Source organism: Pseudomonas sp. (genome assembly GCF_048265905.1).
In the GTDB taxonomy this organism is placed as follows: Bacteria; Pseudomonadota; Gammaproteobacteria; order Pseudomonadales; family Pseudomonadaceae; genus Aquipseudomonas.
On the sequence record NZ_JBLXAP010000005.1, the window covers coordinates 1 to 19,489 of the forward strand.

Genomic DNA, 19,489 nt, shown 5'->3' on the forward strand with positions numbered 1-19,489 from the left:
CCACCAGCCGTAAGGGATGCTGTAATAGAGACTTTGGTTGTCGGAGTGGCGCCACTGATCACTGACGATGTCGTTACTCGCCCGCAGGCTTAGTTGGTCAGCCAGCCCAAGCGGGCTGTCCCAGTCAAACCCGAGCCCGACCTGTTGCTCACCGGTGCTTTTGTCACCATCGTTATGCCGGTTGGCCGATACCCGCCAAGGTTTTACCTTGGTCCCTTTGATTAGAACCCGGCTGCCGCCCACAGCCTCACCTGGAACCAGCTCAAGTTCGGCCTGGCGCGACGGTAGACGATTCAATTGATCGACTAACTGTTCAAGCTCGCGCAGATCAAGGATCTCACCGCTCTCGCCAGGAAAGGTCATGCCAAGCTCTGGCTCGGAGGCCACGCCAGAGCTGTCCAGACCTTCAAGCTTGCCTTCTACAACAATGACCTGAAGCGTGCCGCTGGATAGATCCTGCTGCGGCAAATAGGCGCGAGTGGTGACGTAGCCACGATTCAAGTAATGCGTGGTGATGACTTTGAGCAGGTCATTGAGTTGAGTAACGCCTAAGCATTGATCAATGTAAGGCGCCAGCAATTGCGTTCGCTGCGCAGCACTTAGGTGTTCGGCGCCCTGGAGGTCGATGTGTTTGATGTCGAAGCATTGTGCATTCGGGTCTGCGGCTTGAGGCTTGGGGGCTTCAACCTTGCCCGGCAACTGCTGGAGCGTCTCCAAGCGCTTTTGTTGCTCGTCCAGCAAGCGCTCCTGCCGATCTCGGATCAGGTCGCGGTCGCCTGGCGACTGCGGTGTTTGGGCATAGACAGCCGACGCGCCCAGCACTCCAAGAAGCCAACAATAGCGTACAGCGCAATGCATAAGCTCAATCCCTTGATCCTCAGTAAAGGCAAAATGCCATCATGCGTTAATGATCGCGACAGTAGCACAAATTAAAAGTTCCATTACAGTGGATAAACGAATATGTGACTTGGGTCCAGCCTCAAGACACGTATCCAACCGTAAGTCCGGCTGAGTGGAACGACCACGAACGCAGACAGAACTTTTGGCGCACCGGGCGACGGCTAGCGACCGTGACGCTATCGTCAGAACCTAAAACGCTTAAACAAAAAAACCGGCACATGGCCGGCTTTTTGATCAGCTACAGGTTATGAAGACAGATACGAGGAGCGCGTCAGGCCCAGGCGTAGCGCATCAAGATAGGTGGTGCGCTCGCGCGCGGTGATCTTGGCGCTGGCGACTTTGTCGCGGTAATGAGTCATCAACTCTTCTGGCGACAAGTGCACGTAACGCAACATGTCTTCGATGGTGTCGTGGGTTTCGATACCGGCGTGGTAAACACTGCCGTCCGGATTCTGGTAGATATTCACCGAGTCGGTGTCGCCGAACAGGTTGTGCATATCACCGAGAATTTCCTGATACGCACCGACCAGGAAGATACCCAGCAGGTAGTCTTCACCCTCGCGCACTTCATGCACCGGCAAGCTGCTTTCGATGCTTTGCTCATCGACGTACTGCCGGATTTTACCGTCGGAATCGCAGGTCAGATCCTGCAGCACCGCACGGCGCAGAGGCTCTTCTTCAAGACGATTGAGCGGTAGTATCGGCAATACTTGGCCAATCGCCCAGGTATCCGGCAGGCTCTGGAAGACCGAGAAGTTGCAGATGTATTTGTCAGCCAGTTTGTCGTTGAGCTCATCAAGCACTTGGCGATGCGAACGCTGGCGCGCCTTCATCGAGTTGTACAGGCGCCGGCACACCGCAAAGTAGCATTGCTCGGCCAGAGCTTTTTCAACCAGGCCAATCTTGCCTTCGGCATACTGGCTGGCGACATCACTCATGTAATGGGTGGCGCGCCAGTACGTTTCGGTGGCCATTTCAAAATCAGTCGGTGCCAGCAAGTCGGCCAGGTAACCCACGGTTTCCGGCAGGCTTTGGCGATCCTCGATAACCGGTACGTCATCGTTATGCTTTTCAACGTCGGTCACCTGCACCACCAGCATGGCGTGGTGCGCGGTCAGCGAGCGACCGCTTTCCGAGAAGATATTGGGATGCGGCAACTCCTGCGCATCGCAGAACTCCTTGAGCATGCCCACGACAACGCCTGCGTAGTCATCCATGTCGTAGTTGATCGAGCTGGCATTGCGCGAGTGGGTGCCGTCGTAGTCAACACCCAGGCCGCCGCCAACGTCGATGTGATCGACCGGCAAGCCAAGACCGCGTAATTCGCCGTAGTAACGAATCGCTTCCTTGAAGCCGTGCTGATAATCAGCCAGGTTGGCGATTTGCGACCCCATATGAAAGTGCAGCAGGCGGATGCCCTGGTCCAGCTTGGCCGCGCGAAACCGCTCAACCACCGAGAGCAGCTGCGCGGCAGACAGGCCAAACTTGGACTTTTCACCGCCCGTATCAGCCCACTTCGAGGAGGCCAGCGACGACAAGCGCACACGCAGACCAATCTGCGGCGCCACCTTGAGTTCAGTTGCCTCATCGATCACCAGCTGAACTTCGGATTCCTTCTCGATGACGATAAAAACGTTGTGACCGAGCTTCTGGCCCATCAATGCAAGCCTGATGAATTCGCGGTCCTTGTAGCCGTTGCAGACGATGGTGCCGCCCTTTGGCGCCAGTGCCAGCACGGCCAATAACTCAGGCTTCGAACCGGCCTCAAGACCGATGGCGACGTCCTTGGTGGCGATGATGTTCTCGACCACCGCCTCTTGCTGGTTAACCTTGATCGGGTACAGCGCCATGTACTTGCTCTGGTATTCCAGGCGCTCAATGTTGGCGTCGAATGCGCCGGTCAACTGGCGCACACGGTCTTGCAGAATATCCGGAAAACGCACCAGCAACGGTAAGCTGAGGCCGCTGGCACGCAACTCGTCAACCTGCTGATAAAGATCAATCGGTGTACTGTCAGGGCCATTCGGGCGCACTTCTACGCGGCCGCTGTCATTGATGGCGAAATAACCAGCGCCCCAATGACGAATTCCGTAAACGCTACGGCTGTCGGCAACTGTCCATTGGCTGCCGTCATCTTTACGTGTGCGTCGCGCAGACATTGAAGTCTCCCTTGCTTGCGATAGATAGCCCTGGCTAAACCAGTGCCTGTACAGGTTAAAATCTGGAAATGACGATTTCTCAGTAACTGACTAGCAATCCACCGAGCAAGTTTAGAATAGTCGCTTGGCTTAGCCGCCAGACTTTTTCGCTTTGAAACCGCGCTTTGTGAGTTCTTCGAGCAGCAGCTCGACGTGATCGCCCTGGATCTCAATCACCCCATCCTTCAGCGAGCCGCCACAACCGCAGCGCTTTTTCAGCGCAGTGGCCAGCTCTTTCAGGGGTTCCTCAGGCAATGGCACACCGCTGACGGTGCTCACGGTTTTACCACCACGGCCTTTGGTTTCTCGGCGCACACGGGCAATGCCGTCGCCTTCAGGGACCCGATTGGTTTTACAGATGCAGGCGTCAACCGGCTGACTGCAATCCGGGCAATGCCGGCCTGTGTCAGTGGAATACACCAAACCGCTTAATGCGGCGAATGACGAGGCTTTCTTGACCACCGGCTATCCTCTTTGGCAGGTCAGAAACATGCTGGGCAATAATCAACCCAACAGGTTTGAAAGCGATAGGCTGACAAGCGTCAACCGCGAAGCCCCACTCTGGCAGGGGCAGCGCACCACAACCCTTGGGATCTCTTGGGCTGTGGCTTAAAGGGCGCGCAGTGTAACGAGAAAATAGCGGAATGCTAAGCATAAAAACGCGCCATTAATCGCTGATTTAGCGACGTTTACCGGCAGACGTTCGACATCATGGACAGCCTGCCCGCATATCCTGAACAAAATGGGTCTCAAGCCAAAAAATGGCTTAACAACCGCTATTTTGCTTCTGGGTTTCAAGATAGGCGCGCAAGGCCTGCAGTGAGTCAGGGCAGTAGTCTTTGACACTGGCTTCGGCGAGAGCCTGTTCCACACTGATGAACCGCGCTTCGAGCACTTCTTCGGGCTGCAGGACCAGCGGCGCATCAGACACCGCTGAAAACACGGCACACCACAAACGGTTGTCAGCCTGATCAAAAAAGAAGCGCTGGCCCTCTCGCAACAGGACGCCCTCGATACCCAGCTCTTCATGCAACTCACGAGCAGCTGACTCAGCGTAGCTTTCATCCGCCATGACCATGCCGCCAGCGGCCACATCCCAATAACCGGGGTACAGAGCTTTGCTCAGCGTACGCCGATGCACGCAAAGCATGCCTGCCGAGTTGAATAACAGGATAAAGGTTGCGCGACCAATCAGGCCGCGCTCTCGCAACTGCGCGCGGGGCAAGGCGCCGAGTTGACAGTCTTGCTCGTCAACCCAGGCGATTCGCTCCGCGTCTGAGGCCGCTCGATGTGCGATCTCGGCTTGCGAGATAGGCATCGATCAGCCCTGCGACAACAGTTGGCGCAAGTCGATAATCCCAGCGTTGGCGCGGGAAATGTAGTTGGCCATGACCAGCGAGTGGTTGGCCAGCAAACCATAGCCGCTACCGTTGAGAATCATCGGGCTCCAAATTGGCTCTTGCGCTGCTTCCAGCTCACGGATGATCTGACGCACGCTTACCGTGGCGTTCTTTTTGGCCAGTACATCGGCAAAGTCGACTTCCACTGCACGCAGGAACTGCGCAAGAGCCCAGGCTTGACCACGCGCTTCATAGAACACATTGTCGATCTGCATCCACGGCGTTTCGTAGGCGTTCTCGTCGACCTTGACCGCAGTACCGGCGGCGACAAGGTCTTGTTTAACGTCAGTATTCAAACGTACCTGACCGACGCTGGCTGACAGGCGCTGCGACAGCGAACCCAGACGTGTTGCGGCATCGCCCAGCCAGTTGTTGAGGTTATCGGCACGGGTGTAAAACTCCGCAGCTGGCTTGGCATCGCCGGCTAAACGCGCGAGGTAGCGATCCAGCGACTTGATACCTTCGCGGTACTCCGACTCGGATGCAGGCAGCGCCCAGCTTTTGTTATCAAAGTTGAAACGTGGCTCAGCCTTGGCCAAGTCAGTATCTTCGGTTGACTGCGACTGTGAGCGCGAGAAGTCTTTACGCATGGCCCGCGACAGGTCACGTACCTGGACCAACACCCCCAGCTCCCAGCTCGGCATGTTATCCAGCCACAGGCCCGGAGGTGCGAGATCGTTGGACAGGTATCCACCCGGCTTTTCAAGCAGGGTCGTGGCCACGTATATAAGAGTTTCAACGGTGGTGTAACCATTGACCATCTGCCGCTGTGAATTCTGCGCGGCTGATTCGGCGTGCTGCTGTACAGGGAACTGATCAGGCTCCTGGCTCCAATACCAGCCAACTACCAGCGCGGCCAACAAATAGATGCCAAGGAGAGTGCCAAATATCTTGGTTACCCAGCCCCCACGAAAATAACTGCGGACGTTGGCGACGGAATCGTCGACGTTGTCGCGCGTGCCAGTCGTGCGTTTCTTCCAATCCAGCATGGCAATGTCCTTCTTTTACGGCGTTCGGGTGTTCGACAGCAACCTAAGGCAAGTGTTGCGCGAAAGACTTCCACTATAAGGGAAACGCGCAGCAATGCGCAGCGTGAACCACAACCTTAGCATTGGTAGGTGCGTTATACCCCTGAACCACAGAGTCAGGGCAATTGCCGCCCCCTACGCATAAGCGGCAAACCGCAGACCAGATAACTGCCCACTATTTGGCAACTTTGACCAGCGTCATACTTCTGTAACTAAAACGCAATAACTTCATGGGCTTACGGCATGCCGAGCATGCCCATACCGTTCCGTTGTCGGTAGAGCCCTATGCGCCTGAAATTTTTCACCAACCTCAATACCTCCCTTTTGGTCACAGCCTGCATCGCTCTGGGCGTAACGCTTTGGTGGTCGCAGCAAGCACTTGAACGACCCTATGCGCTGATGGAGCGCTACATGAACTTGTCTGAGCGCTTCCAAAAAAACGTCAGCCGCAATATTTACGCTTATCTGCAAAGCGGCGATGCGCTGCGCCACAGTGAAGCACTCAAGGCAATTGATGAGTTGCAACCTGAACTCGATCAGCTACCAGCAGAACTTGCAGGTAACCTCCGCAACAGCCTGAATGCCCTGCGCAGCTTCAGCGCGGGTGAGTTGTTGGCCGCTGGTAAATTGGCGGGTGACCCTCAGGGTTTGATGGTCCAGGCCGAGCGTGAAATGGCGAGCGCCCTTGAGCAGCTCGCGCAATACGCCGCAGACAGCGATTCAACCGCCGCCCGGCAATACCACGCCCCGCTGTTCAGCGCCGCACAACATTTAGTCAAACTCAGCCACGCCCGCAATAAATTAGTGGGCAGCGCCAACAACGATTTAGCCGCCGACGTTGAGCGCGAACGCCAAGCACTCGAACAGCAAGCACAACTGCTCAATAACTTGCCGTTACTCGGGATCGAGGACACAAGCGAGTCCGCCAGCGACGGTTTTGCAGCAATGCTCGGGCTCGATACCGCAAACACGCAAAGTCAGGCGGAAGACCGCGGCATAGGCCTGAAACGCGAATTTTCCAGCTTGATCAGCCGCTACCCGAACGAACTCAAGAGAACGGTCAGCCTGATCGAGCAGCGTCATCAACTGAATCAGGCCACCCGCGCACAAATCGATCAGGTCAGCCAAACACTGGATGAACTGGAACCCTTGGTGCGTGCAGAACATGCCAGGATTCAGGGTGAAGTTCGCCTGTTGCAGGGCGTCATGATTGCCCTGATTCTATGCATCGCGCTGACCATCGATACCTTGCAACGGCGCCTGACCCGCGTGCTTACCCTGTTGGTGCCGGGCTTGTCTGCCTGGGCCCAGGGCAACTTTGCCCAGCCGATCAAACTCAATAGCAAGACCCGCGAACTGGCCGACATCGAAGACTCACTGAGCCACCTGCGCAATTACCTGGTGACCTTGGTTGGCACCATTCGCGAGCACGCCGAACAAGTCGCCGGATCGAGTCGCACCTTGGCCGACCTCAACGGCGGGATGCATAAGGGCGCTGAACGCCAAGCGACAGACACCGCGCAGATTCGCGATGCACTGGGCAATCTCGAATCAACCATTGTTCAGGTTGCAGATGACGCCAGTAACGCTGCAGACGCCAGCCGTAATGCCGACAAAGCCCTGGAGCAAGGCCAGCAAGTCATCAGCCAGAGCCTTACCGGCCTGCACACACTGGCCGGTGAAGTGCAGAACAACGCCCAGGCGATTGAGCGCCTGGCAGAAGAAACCACCACCATCGGCAATGTACTGACCGTTATTCGCGGTATTGCCGAGCAAACCAACCTGCTCGCGCTCAATGCGGCCATCGAGGCTGCCCGCGCTGGCGAAATGGGCCGCGGCTTTGCGGTGGTCGCCGAAGAGGTTCGCTCACTGTCGCAACGCACCAGTGGCGCAACCGAGCAAATTCAGGAGCTGATTGCGCGCCTGCAACAAGCGGCCCGGCATTCGGTCGAAGCAATGCGCAGCCAGCTGGAACACGCGCAGACCAGCGCAAATCAAGCCGCAGCGGCGGATGGCGCACTGGATGAGATTGTCAGCTCGATTCGCACCATCGCCAGCATTGCCGAGCGAATTGCCGCCGCAACAGCCCAGCAGAGCGGCACCGTCAGCGAGATTCGCAGTCACAGCGAGCGAATTCACAGACTCGGCGATGACAATTTGCAACGAATCGGCAAGGGCCGCGACCAAGGCGAACAACTGCTCCAGCTCGGCGGGGAACTGCGCACGGCAGTCCAAGCGTTCCACTTGTAAATGCTGACGCAGGGGCCAGCGCAAGGTAAAAACTGACACCGCGTATATTTGTCGCACCCCTGCTGCGCGTTGCCATATGGGCGTTTTGCGGCATTTCATCGGCCTGACAAAGCCGCTTACAGCTCAGCCAATGCCATCAGTTACCCGGCTCCGCTATGATGGGCGGATACTTGTTTGTCGAGATTCACATGCGCCGTTTAATCAGCCTGCTCCTGCTCATCGTTGCCCTACCCGCCAGCGCCAGCTTGCTCGATAGCCGACCAACCCTTGCGCCACTGGGCGCTCCGCTGAATAACAGCGCCGATTTCCTGCCGGTTCGCGAAGCCTTCAAGCTCAACCTGATCAGCAACTCGGCTGACAACATAAAGCTGCGCTTCGTCGCCACCGACGGTTATTACCTGTACAAGCACCGCTTCAAATTCAGCACCGAGCCAGCCGACATCGGCCTCGGCGAGGCGCAAATACCTGCTGGAGAACAGAAGACCGACGAGTACTTCGGTGATGTCGAGGTTTATCACAACATTGTCGACGTTGACCTGCCGATCAACCCACCGACTGATCGGCCCTATACGCTCAATGTCACCTACCAGGGCTGCGCAGACAAAGGCCTGTGCTATCCGCCCGAAACCGAACAAATTCAAATCAATGGTGGCGCAGCTGCCAGTGGCGCCAGCAACGTCGCAGCGGCTGGCAGCGCTGACAAGACCAGCTGGAAATGGACAGATCTGGCCCTGTTCTTTCTCGCCGGCCTTGGATTGACCTTTACGCCTTGCGTGCTGCCGATGCTACCGATTCTCTCTGGCGTGGTCTTGCGCGGTCGCCCAAGTAATCGGCGCGGTCTGGTGTTATCGCTCGCCTACGTTCTGCCAATGGCTGCCTGTTACGCCGCGCTCGGCGCATTGATGGGCCTGTTTGGCGCCAGCCTCAACCTGCAGGCCATGCTGCAATCGCCATGGGTGCTTATCCCATTCGCCTTGTTCTTTAGTCTGTTCGCGATTGCCATGTTTGGCATGTTTGAGATCCGCTTACCGGCGTTCATTCGTGAGCGACTGGACCGCAAGGCCTCGCAAACCCAAGGTGGCTCAATTGCGGGCGCAGCAACTTTGGGCGTGCTGTCCAGCTTGATCGTCTCGCCCTGCGTCACAGCGCCACTAACCGGTCTTTTGCTCTACATCAGCAGCACCGGCGACGCACTGGGCGGCGGCTTGCAACTATTCGCCCTGGGCCTTGGCATGGGTGCGCCGCTGGTATTGATTGGTGCTGGCGGCGGCGCATTGTTACCACGCAGCGGCGCCTGGATGAACGGCGTGCGCAACTTGTTTGGCGTGATGCTGCTGGCCGTTTCCATCTGGCTGCTCGACCGCTTGTTGCCGGGCCCAGTAACGCTGGCGCTATGGGGCCTGCTGGCAGCCGGTTCGGCGCTGTTCCTCGGCGCGCTGGAGTTCAATGTAAAAAGCTCGAAAGGCAAACTTGCTCAGCTTGCTGGCCTAGCCTTGCTGGTCTACGCACTCACTGCCTGGGTTGGCGCCTTGCAGGGTCATGACGATCCATTACGTCCGCTCGGTCGCATGCAACTCAACTCTGGCCAGATGCTGCCAAATGCCCAAGCCCAACATGGCAACTGGCAAACCGTGACCAGCGGCGCCGAACTTGATGCAGCGCTAGCCGCCGCCCAAAAAAGTGGCAAACCCCTGCTGCTCGACTGGTACGCGGACTGGTGCATCAGCTGTAAGGTCATTGAGCGTGAAGTACTGACTGACCCCACAGTCGTCACCCAGTTGAACGATTACGCCCTGGTGCGCTTCGACATCACCGATAGCACCCCGGCACAACGTTCGGTTCTGGATCGCTATTCGTTGTTCGGCCCCCCTGCCATCCTGTTTTTTGATAAAAGCGGCGACGAATGGCAAGACCTTCGTGTTGTCGGTGAAGTCGATGCTGAAACCTTCTCTGCCCGGCTGAATAAAGCCCGCGAACGCTTTTAAGCATCTCAGTCACAAAACTGCCGCAAACACCGGCCATCGTGCTGGCTACTGCATAGAACTAGACAGTCACGAGGCGACTCCGGCATAGTTCTGCGTGTAAGAACAACAAGGAACACGGAACATGGCGACCTTACTGGTCCTGCACGGCCCAAATCTGAATTTACTCGGCACCCGCGAGCCGGGTGTATATGGTGCAACGACCCTGGAGCAGATCAATCTTGATCTGGAGCGCCGCGCCCGGGAGCAAGGGCACCATCTGCAGTACCTGCAGAGCAATGCCGAGTACGAGTTGATCGAACGCATTCACGCTGCAAGAAGCGAAGGCGTCGACTTTATTCTGATCAATCCAGCCGCTTTTACACACACAAGCGTCGCATTACGTGACGCATTGCTGGCGGTGAGCATCCCATTCATCGAAGTGCATTTATCCAACGTGCACAAACGCGAAGCATTCCGCCATCACTCCTACTTTTCAGATGTTGCTGTAGGTGTGATCTGCGGCCTTGGCGCCAGCGGTTATCGGCTGGCCCTGGAGGCTGCACTCGAACAACTTGAACTTGAACGGCCCTGACCCAACTGGGAGTTGAAAAGCTATGGATATTCGTAAAGTCAAAAAACTGATCGAGCTGCTGGAAGAGTCCGGCATCGACGAACTGGAGATTCACGAAGGTGAAGAGTCAGTTCGCATCAGTCGCAACAGCAAGCAACCTGCTTATGCACCACAACCCATGTACGCACCTGCACCGGCTCCTGCCGCAGCGCCAGCCGCACCTGCTGCTGCCGCCGAAGCAGCGGCACCTGCAGCGCCAAAACTGAACGGCACTGTGGTTCGCTCGCCAATGGTCGGTACCTTCTACCGCGCCTCGTCACCAACCTCAGGCAATTTCGTTGAAGTTGGGCAAACCGTTAAGAAAGGCGACATCCTCTGCATCGTTGAAGCGATGAAGATGATGAACCACATCGAAGCTGAAACCAGCGGCGTTATCGAATCCATTCTGGGCGAGAACGGCCAGCCGGTTGAGTACGACCAGCCTCTGTTCACAATCGTTTGAACCGAGGAGAGCCAGCGATGTTGGAAAAAGTTCTAATAGCCAACCGCGGCGAGATCGCATTGCGCGTCTTGCGTGCGTGTAAAGAATTGGGCATCAAAACTGTTGCTGTGCATTCCACAGCAGACCGTGAATTGATGCATTTGGCTCTGGCAGACGAATCTGTCTGCATTGGCCCAGCGGCCGGTACCCAGTCCTATCTGAACATCCCGGCAATCATCAGCGCAGCTGAAGTCACCGGCGCCACGGCCATTCACCCTGGCTACGGTTTCCTTGCGGAAAACGCCGACTTCGCTGAACAGGTGGAAAACTCAGGCTTTGCCTTTATCGGCCCGAAAGCTGAAACCATCCGCCTGATGGGCGACAAGGTTTCAGCTAAAGAAGCCATGATCAAAGCAGGCGTTCCTGTGGTTCCTGGCTCCGACGGCCCACTGCCGGAAGATGAAGAAACCGCACTGGCAATTGCTCGTGAAGTCGGCTACCCGGTGATCATCAAAGCCGCAGGCGGCGGCGGTGGTCGCGGTATGCGCGTGGTCTACAAAGAAGAAGACCTGATCAAGTCAGCCCGTTTGACTCGCAGTGAAGCCGGTTCGGTATTTGGCAACCCAATGGTTTATCTGGAGAAATTCCTCGGCAACCCACGTCACGTGGAAGTCCAGGTACTCTCAGACGGCCAGGGCAACGCAATTCACCTCGGTGATCGCGATTGCTCGTTGCAGCGCCGCCACCAAAAAGTGCTTGAAGAAGCACCAGCGCCATACATCAACGAAAAGGCTCGCGCCGAAGTGCTCAAGCGCTGCGTCGATGCCTGTATCGAAATTGGCTACCGTGGCGCCGGTACGTTCGAGTTCCTGTACGAGAACGACAGTTTCTACTTCATCGAGATGAACACTCGTGTGCAGGTGGAGCATCCGGTGACTGAAATGGTTACCGGCATCGACATCGTCAAAGAGATGCTCAGCATCGCCGCTGGCAACAAGCTGTCGTTCACCCAGGATGACGTTGTCGTTCGCGGACACGCACTTGAGTGTCGGATCAACGCAGAAGACCCGGATAACTTCATGCCCTGCCCGGGCAAGGTTAAGCACTTCCATGCACCCGGCGGCTTTGGCGTTCGCGTTGACTCGCACCTGTACAGTGGCTACACCGTACCACCGCACTACGATTCATTGATCGGCAAGCTGATCACTTACGGAGCAACCCGTGACGAAGCCATGGCGCGCATGCGCAACGGTCTCGACGAGATGGTAGTTGACGGCATCAAGACCAACATTCCACTGCACCGGATGCTGGTTCGCGACAAGGGTTTCAATGAAGGTGGCGTGAACATTCACTACCTTGAAAAGAAACTGGGTATGGATAAGCACTGATACCAGTGCCTGCATAACCTGCAACAACAAGGGCTGCCGTTTGGCGGCCCTTGTTGCTTACGCAGCTCTATATCTGGAAGCGGGCCAGCCCCTACAGTAAGCTTGCGCCCCCACAAAGCGCTCAAATTGATTTGGCTTCCAACGAGGTTCCGTTATGCCCTGGTTACAAGTACGTCTCGCCATCACCCCGGAACAAGCACCGACCTACGAAGATGCTCTGCTCGAAGTGGGCGCCGTGTCTGTGACCTTTATGGATGCTGAAGACAACCCAATCTTTGAACCGGAGCTGAACACCACCCCGCTTTGGTCGCACACCCATTTGCTAGCGCTGTTCGAAGCGGACACCGACACCGATGCCCTGCTCGCCCACTTGCAGCTGCTCACTGGCGGCGCATTACCCGAGCACCAGGTTGAAGAAATTGCCGACCAGGACTGGGAACGCAGCTGGATGGATAACTTCAAGCCGATGCGTTTTGGCCAGCGTCTGTGGATAGTTCCAAGCTGGACCGATGCCCCTGAACCCGACGCGGTAAACCTGCTTCTCGACCCGGGTCTGGCATTCGGCACCGGCACCCACCCCACCACGGCGCTGTGCCTTGAGTGGCTCGACGGCCAACCACTTAACGATTGCAGCGTTATCGATTTCGGCTGCGGCTCGGGCATCCTGGCGATCGCCGCGTTACTGCTTGGCGCACCGCACGCAGTAGGTACTGATATTGACCCACAAGCACTTGAGGCCTCGCGTGACAACGCCGGGCGCAACGGTATCGATCCGGCACGCTTCCCGCTGTATCTACCAGCCGATATGCCGCAGGAGCCTGCCGACGTGGTAGTTGCCAACATCCTTGCTGGCCCGCTGGTCGCACTAGCGCCGCAAATCACCACGCTGGTGAAAGCTGGCGGACGTCTGGCATTGTCGGGAATACTTGCCGAACAGGCCGAAGACGTTCGCGCCGCATACGCTGCAGACTTTGACCTCGACCCAACCGCAAGCAACGACGGCTGGGTACGCATCAGCGGCGTACGCCGTTAAAAACCTGACGCTGCAGCCACCTCAAGACTTGCGTTAGACTAGCCCCAATGTTTTTCCGGATTGCAGCATGACCGAGAGTTTTGTCACCCAGTGCCCCCAATGCCGCACCAGTTTCCGCGTAAATACCGCGCAATTGGGTGCGGCGCACGGCGCTGTGCGTTGCGGCGCCTGCCTAAACGTATTTAATGCAGCCCAACAGTTGCAGCAACAGGGCCATGTGATTGCGCCTGCGCCCGCAACACCGCCAGTGACGCAACAAAATCACGCTCCGGCAGCGACCAGCAAGCCGAAAAAACCTGAAGACACGCTGTGGATTCATGACGATCTAGATCTCGATGAGCTGGACCTCGATGAAGAGCTGGCCAAACTTGAAGAACAAGAGCAGCAACTCTCACAAGAATTTCTCAAACTTGAACGCAGCACGCACTTCAGCTCCGTATTCGCCGCTCCACCGCGCAATACACCTGAAGCGCACGATGAGCGCTGGGCTGAAGAGTTACTGCGCGAAGATGAAATCAAACCCGCTGATAAAATGGCCATTGAGCCATTGGGCTTGAAACAACGGGACACGCACAGCAGCCCACCGCCTGCGACGCAGCCATTTCAGCAACCGCCCCTGGCTGCACAGCCTTACAGCAGCGATGCGCCCGGCAGCGAACCTGAGCTCAAGCTAACCGCTGCTGATTTCGGGGCGGCTGATGAGCCAACAACAGATACCCTCTCCGAACCGTTACCGGCCAACCCGGCCGATGAGCCGCAGCACAGCCAGCCCTCCATAAGCGACATAGATGATGCTGAAGAGCCCGAACACGCGCCACTGATTCCAGAACCGATTACTCGGCATGAAACCCAAAAGGGCCAGCACAAGCTATTCGAACTGGAAGACGAGCCCGTTGAGTTTGACTGGCAGAAGCCAGGGCCGTCATGGGGCCGGATTATTGGTTGGGCAATCTTGATACTACTGGCCGGCGGCGCACTGGCTGGCCAATATGTGGCCTATCACTTCGAACAACTTGCGCGTCAAGATCAGTACCGCCCTCTATTTGAGCAGATGTGTCCGAAGATTGGCTGCGAGCTGCCGTCAAAAGTCGACATCAGCCTGATCAAAAGCAGCAATCTGGTTGTGCGCTCGCACCCCGACTTCAGCGGCGCATTGGTGGTCGATGCAATCATCTATAACCGTGCTGCTTTTTCGCAACCTTTCCCACTGCTGGAAATTCGTTTTGCTGACATCAACGGCAAGTTACTTGCCAGTCGTCGTTTCACTCCCGGCGAATACTTAGCAGGCGAACTTGCTGGGCGCACAGAAATGCCTCCGCAAACACCGATCCATATTTCACTGGACATCCTTGATCCCGGCAACCAAGCCGTTAACTACAGCCTGAGCTTCCACTCACCCTAATAGCTTCCATAAATGAACAGGTTGTCGCCCTCATAACTCATGGCGATAAGCTGGCAACTGTTCAGATTTTGTTCAAAACAGCCTTTATCCGGTCATCCAGAGCAGGTATGATTCTCCCCCTTTTTCGCCGTCTCCTATTTGGCTCATCAGCTTGTCTTTTGAGCAGGGAACCCTATGTCGACGTTACGCATCGGCCCGTACATACTGCCGAACCAGTTGATTCTGGCGCCAATGGCCGGAGTCACTGATCAACCATTTCGCAAGCTCTGCCAACGCTTGGGCGCGGGCATGGTGGTATCTGAAATGGTCACCAGCGATGTTCGGTTGTGGAATACGCGCAAATCAAGCCTACGCTTGATCCATCAGGATGATCCCGAGCCGCGCTCGGTACAGATCGCCGGTGGCGACCCGCAGATGCTTGCAGAAGCAGCTAAGCGGAACGTCGAATTGGGTGCCCAGATAATTGATATTAATATGGGTTGCCCGGCAAAAAAGGTCTGTAATAAAGCGGCAGGTTCTGCGCTGTTGAAAGACCAAAATCTGGTCCGTGAAATTTTGCATGCTGTGGTCGGTGCGGTTGATGTGCCGGTCACCTTGAAGATTCGCACAGGCTGGGACAGAGAGAATAAAAACGGCGTTGAAGTGGCAAAAATTGCCGAGCAAGCCGGGATAGTTGCGTTAGCGGTACATGGTCGCACCCGTGCAGATCTTTATACCGGTAACGCCGAATACGACACTATTGCAGCGATAAAACAGGCGGTTTCAATCCCGGTGCTGGCCAATGGCGACATCACCAGCCCGGAAAAAGCCAAAGCCGTACTCGCTGCAACAGGAGCAGATGGATTACTGATAGGCAGGGCCGCTCAAGGGCGACCTTGGATATTCCGTGAGACTGACCATTACTTGCGCACCGGCGAAACCATGCCAGCGCCAAGCTTGGTCGAAATAGAAAGTATTTTGCTAGAACACCTCAGCGCACTGCACGTCTTCTACGGCGAAGTGATGGGCGCTCGAATCGCTCGCAAACATGTGGGCTGGTATCTAGCAACTCTGCCGGGCGCCAGAGAATTTCGCGCTGAATTCAATCGCCTTGAATGTACGGACGCACAGTGCGCCAACGTTCGCCAGTTTTTTCGCGAACGGCAAAATGATGGAGATGGGGTGGCTGCATGACGATGTTGACCGAGACTTTAGGAAGTGGAATTGCACCTGTGAGTGACAACACCAGCTTGAAACAGCACCTCAACACGCCAAGCGCAGAAGGGCAGACCCTGCGCGGTAATGTTGAGAAAGCGCTGCATAACTATTTCGCCCACCTTGAAGGCGCAGACGTCTCAGACGTATACAACCTGGTGTTGACCGAAGTCGAGGCGCCACTGCTGGAAACGGTGATGAACTACGTCAAGGGCAACCAAACCAAAGCCTCGGAACTACTCGGCCTGAATCGCGGCACCCTGCGTAAGAAGCTCAAGCAGTACGACCTGCTCTAATCTCTTCCTCTCAAAAAGGGCGACCTAACCAGTCGCCTTTTTGTTTATTTCTCTGCTCTGATGGACTCTGAAATGACCGACCAGACTACCCGCCTTCCCGTTCGCCGCGCCTTGATCAGCGTATCTGACAAGACTGGCATCCTCGAATTCGCTCGCGAGCTCGTCGCCCTCAATGTGGAAATTCTTTCCACTGGCGGCACCTACAAGCTGCTCAAGGACAATGGCGTCGCAGCAGTTGAAGTAGCTGATTACACCGGGTTTCCGGAAATGATGGATGGCCGGGTCAAGACCCTGCACCCGAAAATTCACGGTGGTATTCTCGGTCGCCGCGCGATTGACGGCGAGGTCATGACGCAGCAAGGCATCAAGCCAATTGACCTGGTTGCGGTCAACCTGTATCCGTTTGAAGCCACAGTCGCAAAACCTGACTGCGACCTGGCTGACGCCATCGAGAACATCGATATCGGTGGCCCGACCATGGTCCGCAGCGCGGCCAAAAACCATAAAGACGTAGCTATTGTGGTCAACACTGGCGACTACGCCAGCATCATCGAAAGCCTTAAAGCTGGCGGCCTGAGTTATGCACAGCGCTTCGATTTGGCCCTCAAGGCATTCGAGCACACTGCAGCCTACGACGGCATGATTGCCAATTATCTGGGCACTATTGACCAGAGCACTGAAAAGCTCAGCACTGAAGATCGCGGCGCCTTCCCGCGCACGTTCAACAGCCAATTTATCAAGACTCAGGAAATGCGTTACGGCGAGAACCCGCATCAGAGCGCGGCGTTCTACGTTGAAGCGAAAAAAGGCGAGGCCAGCATCGCCAGCGCCGTGCAACTGCAAGGCAAAGAGCTGTCTTACAACAACGTTGCCGACACTGATGCTGCGCTCGAATGCGTCAAGAGCTTCGTCAAGCCTGCTTGCGTCATCGTCAAGCACGCCAATCCATGCGGTGTTGCTGTTGTACCGGAAGACGAAGGCGGTATTCGCAAAGCCTACGATCTGGCCTACGCAACCGATACTGAATCAGCCTTTGGCGGCATCATTGCATTCAACCGCGAGCTGGATGGCGAAACCGCCAAAGCCATTGTTGAGCGCCAGTTTGTTGAAGTGATCATTGCTCCACGCATCAGTGCTGTCGCCCGTGAAGTGGTCGCCGCCAAAGCCAACGTACGTTTGCTCGAGTGTGGCGAGTGGCCAGCCGAGCGTAGCGCGGGTTGGGACTTCAAGCGGGTAAATGGCGGCTTGCTGGTACAGAGCCGCGATATCGGCATGATCACCGCTGACGACCTGAAAATCGTTACCGCGCGGGCGCCAAGCGAGCAAGAAATCCATGACCTGATCTTCGCTTGGAAAGTGGCAAAATTCGTGAAATCCAACGCCATCGTCTACGCCAAGAATCGTCAGACCGTGGGTGTTGGCGCCGGTCAGATGAGCCGCGTTAACTCGGCACGCATTGCCGGTATCAAGGCCGAACACGCTGGCTTGCCAGTACCGGGCGCAGTAATGGCCAGCGACGCCTTCTTCCCATTCCGTGACGGTATCGATAACGCGGCCAAGGCTGGAATTACTGCGGTGATCCAACCGGGTGGCTCGATGCGTGATAACGAAGTGATTGCTGCCGCAGATGAAGCTGGCATTGCAATGGTATTTACCGGCATGCGCCATTTCAGGCACTAACTAAAAGACGGTCGCACTGAAACAGGCATCTGCTGCGTTGCCCTATGTTCCGCCAATGCTCATTGCCACTTGGCAACTCCGCTTGTCGAAACTTAGGGCGCCTTGCATCTACCCGCTTCATCGCGACCTTGATTGTGTTGGATCGTGGTGTTGGACTGCGGTGTTAAATAATGAAACAGCCGTAGGGTGGATGACGCTGTTTTCATCCACCACATGCAACACCGAACGTACAGTTTAGTAGTGTGGGTAACGCTCTGTTTATCCACCAAAAGGGCTCACCAGCCCGCCTCCATTAGGGGACAGACATGAATGTTTTGATCATTGGCAGCGGCGGTCGTGAACACGCACTGGCTTGGAAAATCGCGCAAGACCCACGCGTTGAGAAAGTCTTTGTTGCGCCAGGCAACGCTGGCACGGCCACTGAAGCCAAGTGTGAGAATGTCGCCATCGACGTGTTGGCGCTTGAGCAACTGGCGGACTTCGCCGAGAAAAACGTCGAAATCACCATCGTAGGCCCGGAAGCGCCGCTGGTTGCTGGCGTGGTTGATTTGTTCAATCAGCGCGGCCTGCATTGCTTCGGCCCCACCGCTGGCGCCGCTCAACTGGAGGGTTCGAAAGCCTTTACCAAGGACTTCCTGGCTCGCCACAACATCCCGACGGCCGATTACCAAAACTTCACCGAAGTCGAACCTGCGTTGGCCTACCTGCAAAAGGTTGGCGCGCCAATCGTAATCAAAGCGGATGGCCTGGCGGCAGGTAAAGGTGTAATCGTCGCCATGACCCTGGCCGAAGCCGAAGATGCGGTGCGCGACATGCTCGCGGGCAATGCATTCGGTGAAGCCGGTTCACGGGTTGTGATCGAAGAGTTCCTCGACGGGGAAGAAGCCAGCTTCATCGTCATGGTCGACGGCACCAATGTGCTGCCGATGGCTACCAGCCAAGACCACAAGCGGGTTGGCGATCAAGATACCGGGCCGAACACCGGCGGCATGGGCGCTTATTCGCCAGCGCCCGTTGTCACCGCTGAAGTCCATAAGCGGGTGATGGACGAAGTTATCTGGCCAACCGTTAAGGGCATGGCTGCTGAAGGCAACGTGTATACCGGTTTCCTCTACGCTGGCTTGATGATCGATAAATCTGGCGCACCAAAGGTTATCGAGTTCAACTGCCGCTTCGGTGACCCCGAAACCCAGCCGATCATGCTGCGTCTGCAATCAAGCCTGTTGCTGCTGATCGAAGCCGCACAAGCCAAAGCCCTGAATATTGTCGAAGCACAGTGGGACCCACGCCCTAGCCTTGGTGTGGTTATGGCCGCGGGCGGTTACCCTGCTGACTACAGCAAAGGTGATGCGATCAAGGGCCTCGATAGCGCCGCTGCAACCGAGGGCAAAGTCTTCCACGCCGGAACCGCGCTGAAAGACGGCGAAGTGATCACCTCTGGTGGACGCGTGCTGTGCGCGACCGCGCTTGGTGAAACCGTCCAACAAGCACAACACAACGCTTATGCGCTGGCCGCCAAGGTCGATTGGCAAGGCTGTTTCTATCGTAAAGACATTGGCTACCGTGCAATCGCGCGTGAAAACGCCGAAGACTGATTGCTCCAGCACAACAATTCATGACAAAGGCGTCCAATTGGCCGTCTTTGTCATGTTTCCCTCCTAGCCCATTAACCTATAATCTCTCGACTAACTTTCGAAGGGAATT

The 19,489-nt window shown here is 56.3% G+C and carries 16 protein-coding genes; 11 read left to right on the top strand and 5 right to left on the bottom strand.

The window, feature by feature from the left end:
* The 5 genes from ACN0UH_RS08695 to ACN0UH_RS08715 form a co-directional block, all read right to left on the bottom strand.
* Positions 1-858: ShlB/FhaC/HecB family hemolysin secretion/activation protein (locus ACN0UH_RS08695; RefSeq protein ID WP_417661692.1), on the bottom strand; the 858-nt coding region annotated here is incomplete at its 3' end.
* 287 nt (positions 859-1,145) lie between these two features.
* A complete protein-coding gene (speA, locus tag ACN0UH_RS08700; protein WP_417661693.1) occupies positions 1,146-3,059 on the bottom strand; it encodes an arginine decarboxylase in 1,914 nt (637 codons plus the stop codon).
* A 129-nt stretch (positions 3,060-3,188) separates the two neighbouring features.
* Entirely contained in the window at positions 3,189-3,560 is a 372-nt protein-coding gene (locus tag ACN0UH_RS08705; RefSeq protein ID WP_339515791.1) for a translation initiation factor Sui1, read from the bottom strand.
* A gap of 304 nt (positions 3,561-3,864) precedes the next feature.
* Positions 3,865-4,416 carry an NUDIX hydrolase gene (locus tag ACN0UH_RS08710; RefSeq protein ID WP_417661694.1) on the bottom strand — a complete coding sequence of 184 codons (552 nt, stop codon included), beginning with the start codon at positions 4,414-4,416 and terminating at the stop codon, positions 3,865-3,867.
* A 3-nt stretch (positions 4,417-4,419) separates the two neighbouring features.
* Positions 4,420-5,487 carry a DUF2333 family protein gene (locus tag ACN0UH_RS08715; RefSeq protein ID WP_417661695.1) on the bottom strand — a complete coding sequence of 356 codons (1,068 nt, stop codon included), beginning with the start codon at positions 5,485-5,487 and terminating at the stop codon, positions 4,420-4,422.
* Between the two features lie 1,521 nt (positions 5,488-7,008).
* Here ACN0UH_RS08715 and ACN0UH_RS08720 point away from each other — a divergent pair.
* The 11 genes from ACN0UH_RS08720 (at position 7,009) to purD (ending at position 19,380) form a co-directional block, all read left to right on the top strand.
* Complete coding sequence (locus ACN0UH_RS08720; protein WP_417661915.1) at positions 7,009-7,776, top strand: methyl-accepting chemotaxis protein; 768 nt, start codon at positions 7,009-7,011, stop codon at positions 7,774-7,776.
* Positions 7,777-7,964: 188 nt separating this feature from the next.
* Positions 7,965-9,761, top strand: coding sequence for a protein-disulfide reductase DsbD (locus ACN0UH_RS08725; protein ID WP_417661696.1), 1,797 nt, complete (start codon positions 7,965-7,967; stop codon positions 9,759-9,761).
* 121 nt (positions 9,762-9,882) lie between these two features.
* Positions 9,883-10,332 carry a type II 3-dehydroquinate dehydratase gene (aroQ, locus tag ACN0UH_RS08730; RefSeq protein ID WP_417661697.1) on the top strand — a complete coding sequence of 150 codons (450 nt, stop codon included), beginning with the start codon at positions 9,883-9,885 and terminating at the stop codon, positions 10,330-10,332.
* Between the two features lie 22 nt (positions 10,333-10,354).
* On the top strand, positions 10,355-10,813 hold the full coding sequence (gene accB, locus ACN0UH_RS08735; RefSeq protein WP_417661698.1) for an acetyl-CoA carboxylase biotin carboxyl carrier protein: 459 nt from the start codon (positions 10,355-10,357) through the stop codon (positions 10,811-10,813).
* Positions 10,814-10,830: 17 nt separating this feature from the next.
* Complete coding sequence (gene accC / locus ACN0UH_RS08740) at positions 10,831-12,180, top strand: acetyl-CoA carboxylase biotin carboxylase subunit (RefSeq protein WP_087518336.1); 1,350 nt, start codon at positions 10,831-10,833, stop codon at positions 12,178-12,180.
* A gap of 154 nt (positions 12,181-12,334) precedes the next feature.
* Complete coding sequence (gene prmA / locus ACN0UH_RS08745) at positions 12,335-13,213, top strand: 50S ribosomal protein L11 methyltransferase (protein ID WP_417661699.1); 879 nt, start codon at positions 12,335-12,337, stop codon at positions 13,211-13,213.
* 67 nt (positions 13,214-13,280) lie between these two features.
* Positions 13,281-14,615 carry a DUF3426 domain-containing protein gene (locus ACN0UH_RS08750; RefSeq protein WP_417661700.1) on the top strand — a complete coding sequence of 445 codons (1,335 nt, stop codon included), beginning with the start codon at positions 13,281-13,283 and terminating at the stop codon, positions 14,613-14,615.
* Positions 14,616-14,789: 174 nt separating this feature from the next.
* Positions 14,790-15,788, top strand: coding sequence for a tRNA dihydrouridine synthase DusB (gene dusB, locus ACN0UH_RS08755; protein ID WP_417661701.1), 999 nt, complete (start codon positions 14,790-14,792; stop codon positions 15,786-15,788).
* Complete coding sequence (gene fis / locus ACN0UH_RS08760) at positions 15,785-16,105, top strand: DNA-binding transcriptional regulator Fis (protein WP_087518340.1); 321 nt, start codon at positions 15,785-15,787, stop codon at positions 16,103-16,105. The genes dusB and fis overlap by 4 nt, the downstream gene beginning before the upstream one ends.
* Positions 16,106-16,177: 72 nt before the next feature.
* A complete protein-coding gene (purH, locus tag ACN0UH_RS08765; RefSeq protein ID WP_417661702.1) occupies positions 16,178-17,785 on the top strand; it encodes a bifunctional phosphoribosylaminoimidazolecarboxamide formyltransferase/IMP cyclohydrolase in 1,608 nt (535 codons plus the stop codon).
* A 305-nt stretch (positions 17,786-18,090) separates the two neighbouring features.
* Positions 18,091-19,380 carry a phosphoribosylamine--glycine ligase gene (gene purD / locus ACN0UH_RS08770; RefSeq protein ID WP_417661703.1) on the top strand — a complete coding sequence of 430 codons (1,290 nt, stop codon included), beginning with the start codon at positions 18,091-18,093 and terminating at the stop codon, positions 19,378-19,380.
* Positions 19,381-19,489: the final 109 nt, after the last annotated feature.

Excerpts from the sequence above, each read along its gene's own strand:
- speA (WP_417661693.1), bottom strand. The coding sequence starts at position 3,059 with ATGTCTGCGCGACGCACACGTAAAGATGACGGCAGCCAATGGACAGTT.
- ACN0UH_RS08710 (WP_417661694.1), bottom strand. The coding sequence starts at position 4,416 with ATGCCTATCTCGCAAGCCGAGATCGCACATCGAGCGGCCTCAGACGCG.
- ACN0UH_RS08715 (WP_417661695.1), bottom strand. The coding sequence starts at position 5,487 with ATGCTGGATTGGAAGAAACGCACGACTGGCACGCGCGACAACGTCGAC.
- ACN0UH_RS08720 (WP_417661915.1), top strand. The coding sequence starts at position 7,009 with ATGCATAAGGGCGCTGAACGCCAAGCGACAGACACCGCGCAGATTCGC.
- ACN0UH_RS08725 (WP_417661696.1), top strand. The coding sequence starts at position 7,965 with ATGCGCCGTTTAATCAGCCTGCTCCTGCTCATCGTTGCCCTACCCGCC.
- aroQ (WP_417661697.1), top strand. The coding sequence starts at position 9,883 with ATGGCGACCTTACTGGTCCTGCACGGCCCAAATCTGAATTTACTCGGC.
- accB (WP_417661698.1), top strand. The coding sequence starts at position 10,355 with ATGGATATTCGTAAAGTCAAAAAACTGATCGAGCTGCTGGAAGAGTCC.
- accC (WP_087518336.1), top strand. The coding sequence starts at position 10,831 with ATGTTGGAAAAAGTTCTAATAGCCAACCGCGGCGAGATCGCATTGCGC.
- prmA (WP_417661699.1), top strand. The coding sequence starts at position 12,335 with ATGCCCTGGTTACAAGTACGTCTCGCCATCACCCCGGAACAAGCACCG.
- ACN0UH_RS08750 (WP_417661700.1), top strand. The coding sequence starts at position 13,281 with ATGACCGAGAGTTTTGTCACCCAGTGCCCCCAATGCCGCACCAGTTTC.
- dusB (WP_417661701.1), top strand. The coding sequence starts at position 14,790 with ATGTCGACGTTACGCATCGGCCCGTACATACTGCCGAACCAGTTGATT.
- fis (WP_087518340.1), top strand. The coding sequence starts at position 15,785 with ATGACGATGTTGACCGAGACTTTAGGAAGTGGAATTGCACCTGTGAGT.
- purH (WP_417661702.1), top strand. The coding sequence starts at position 16,178 with ATGACCGACCAGACTACCCGCCTTCCCGTTCGCCGCGCCTTGATCAGC.
- purD (WP_417661703.1), top strand. The coding sequence starts at position 18,091 with ATGAATGTTTTGATCATTGGCAGCGGCGGTCGTGAACACGCACTGGCT.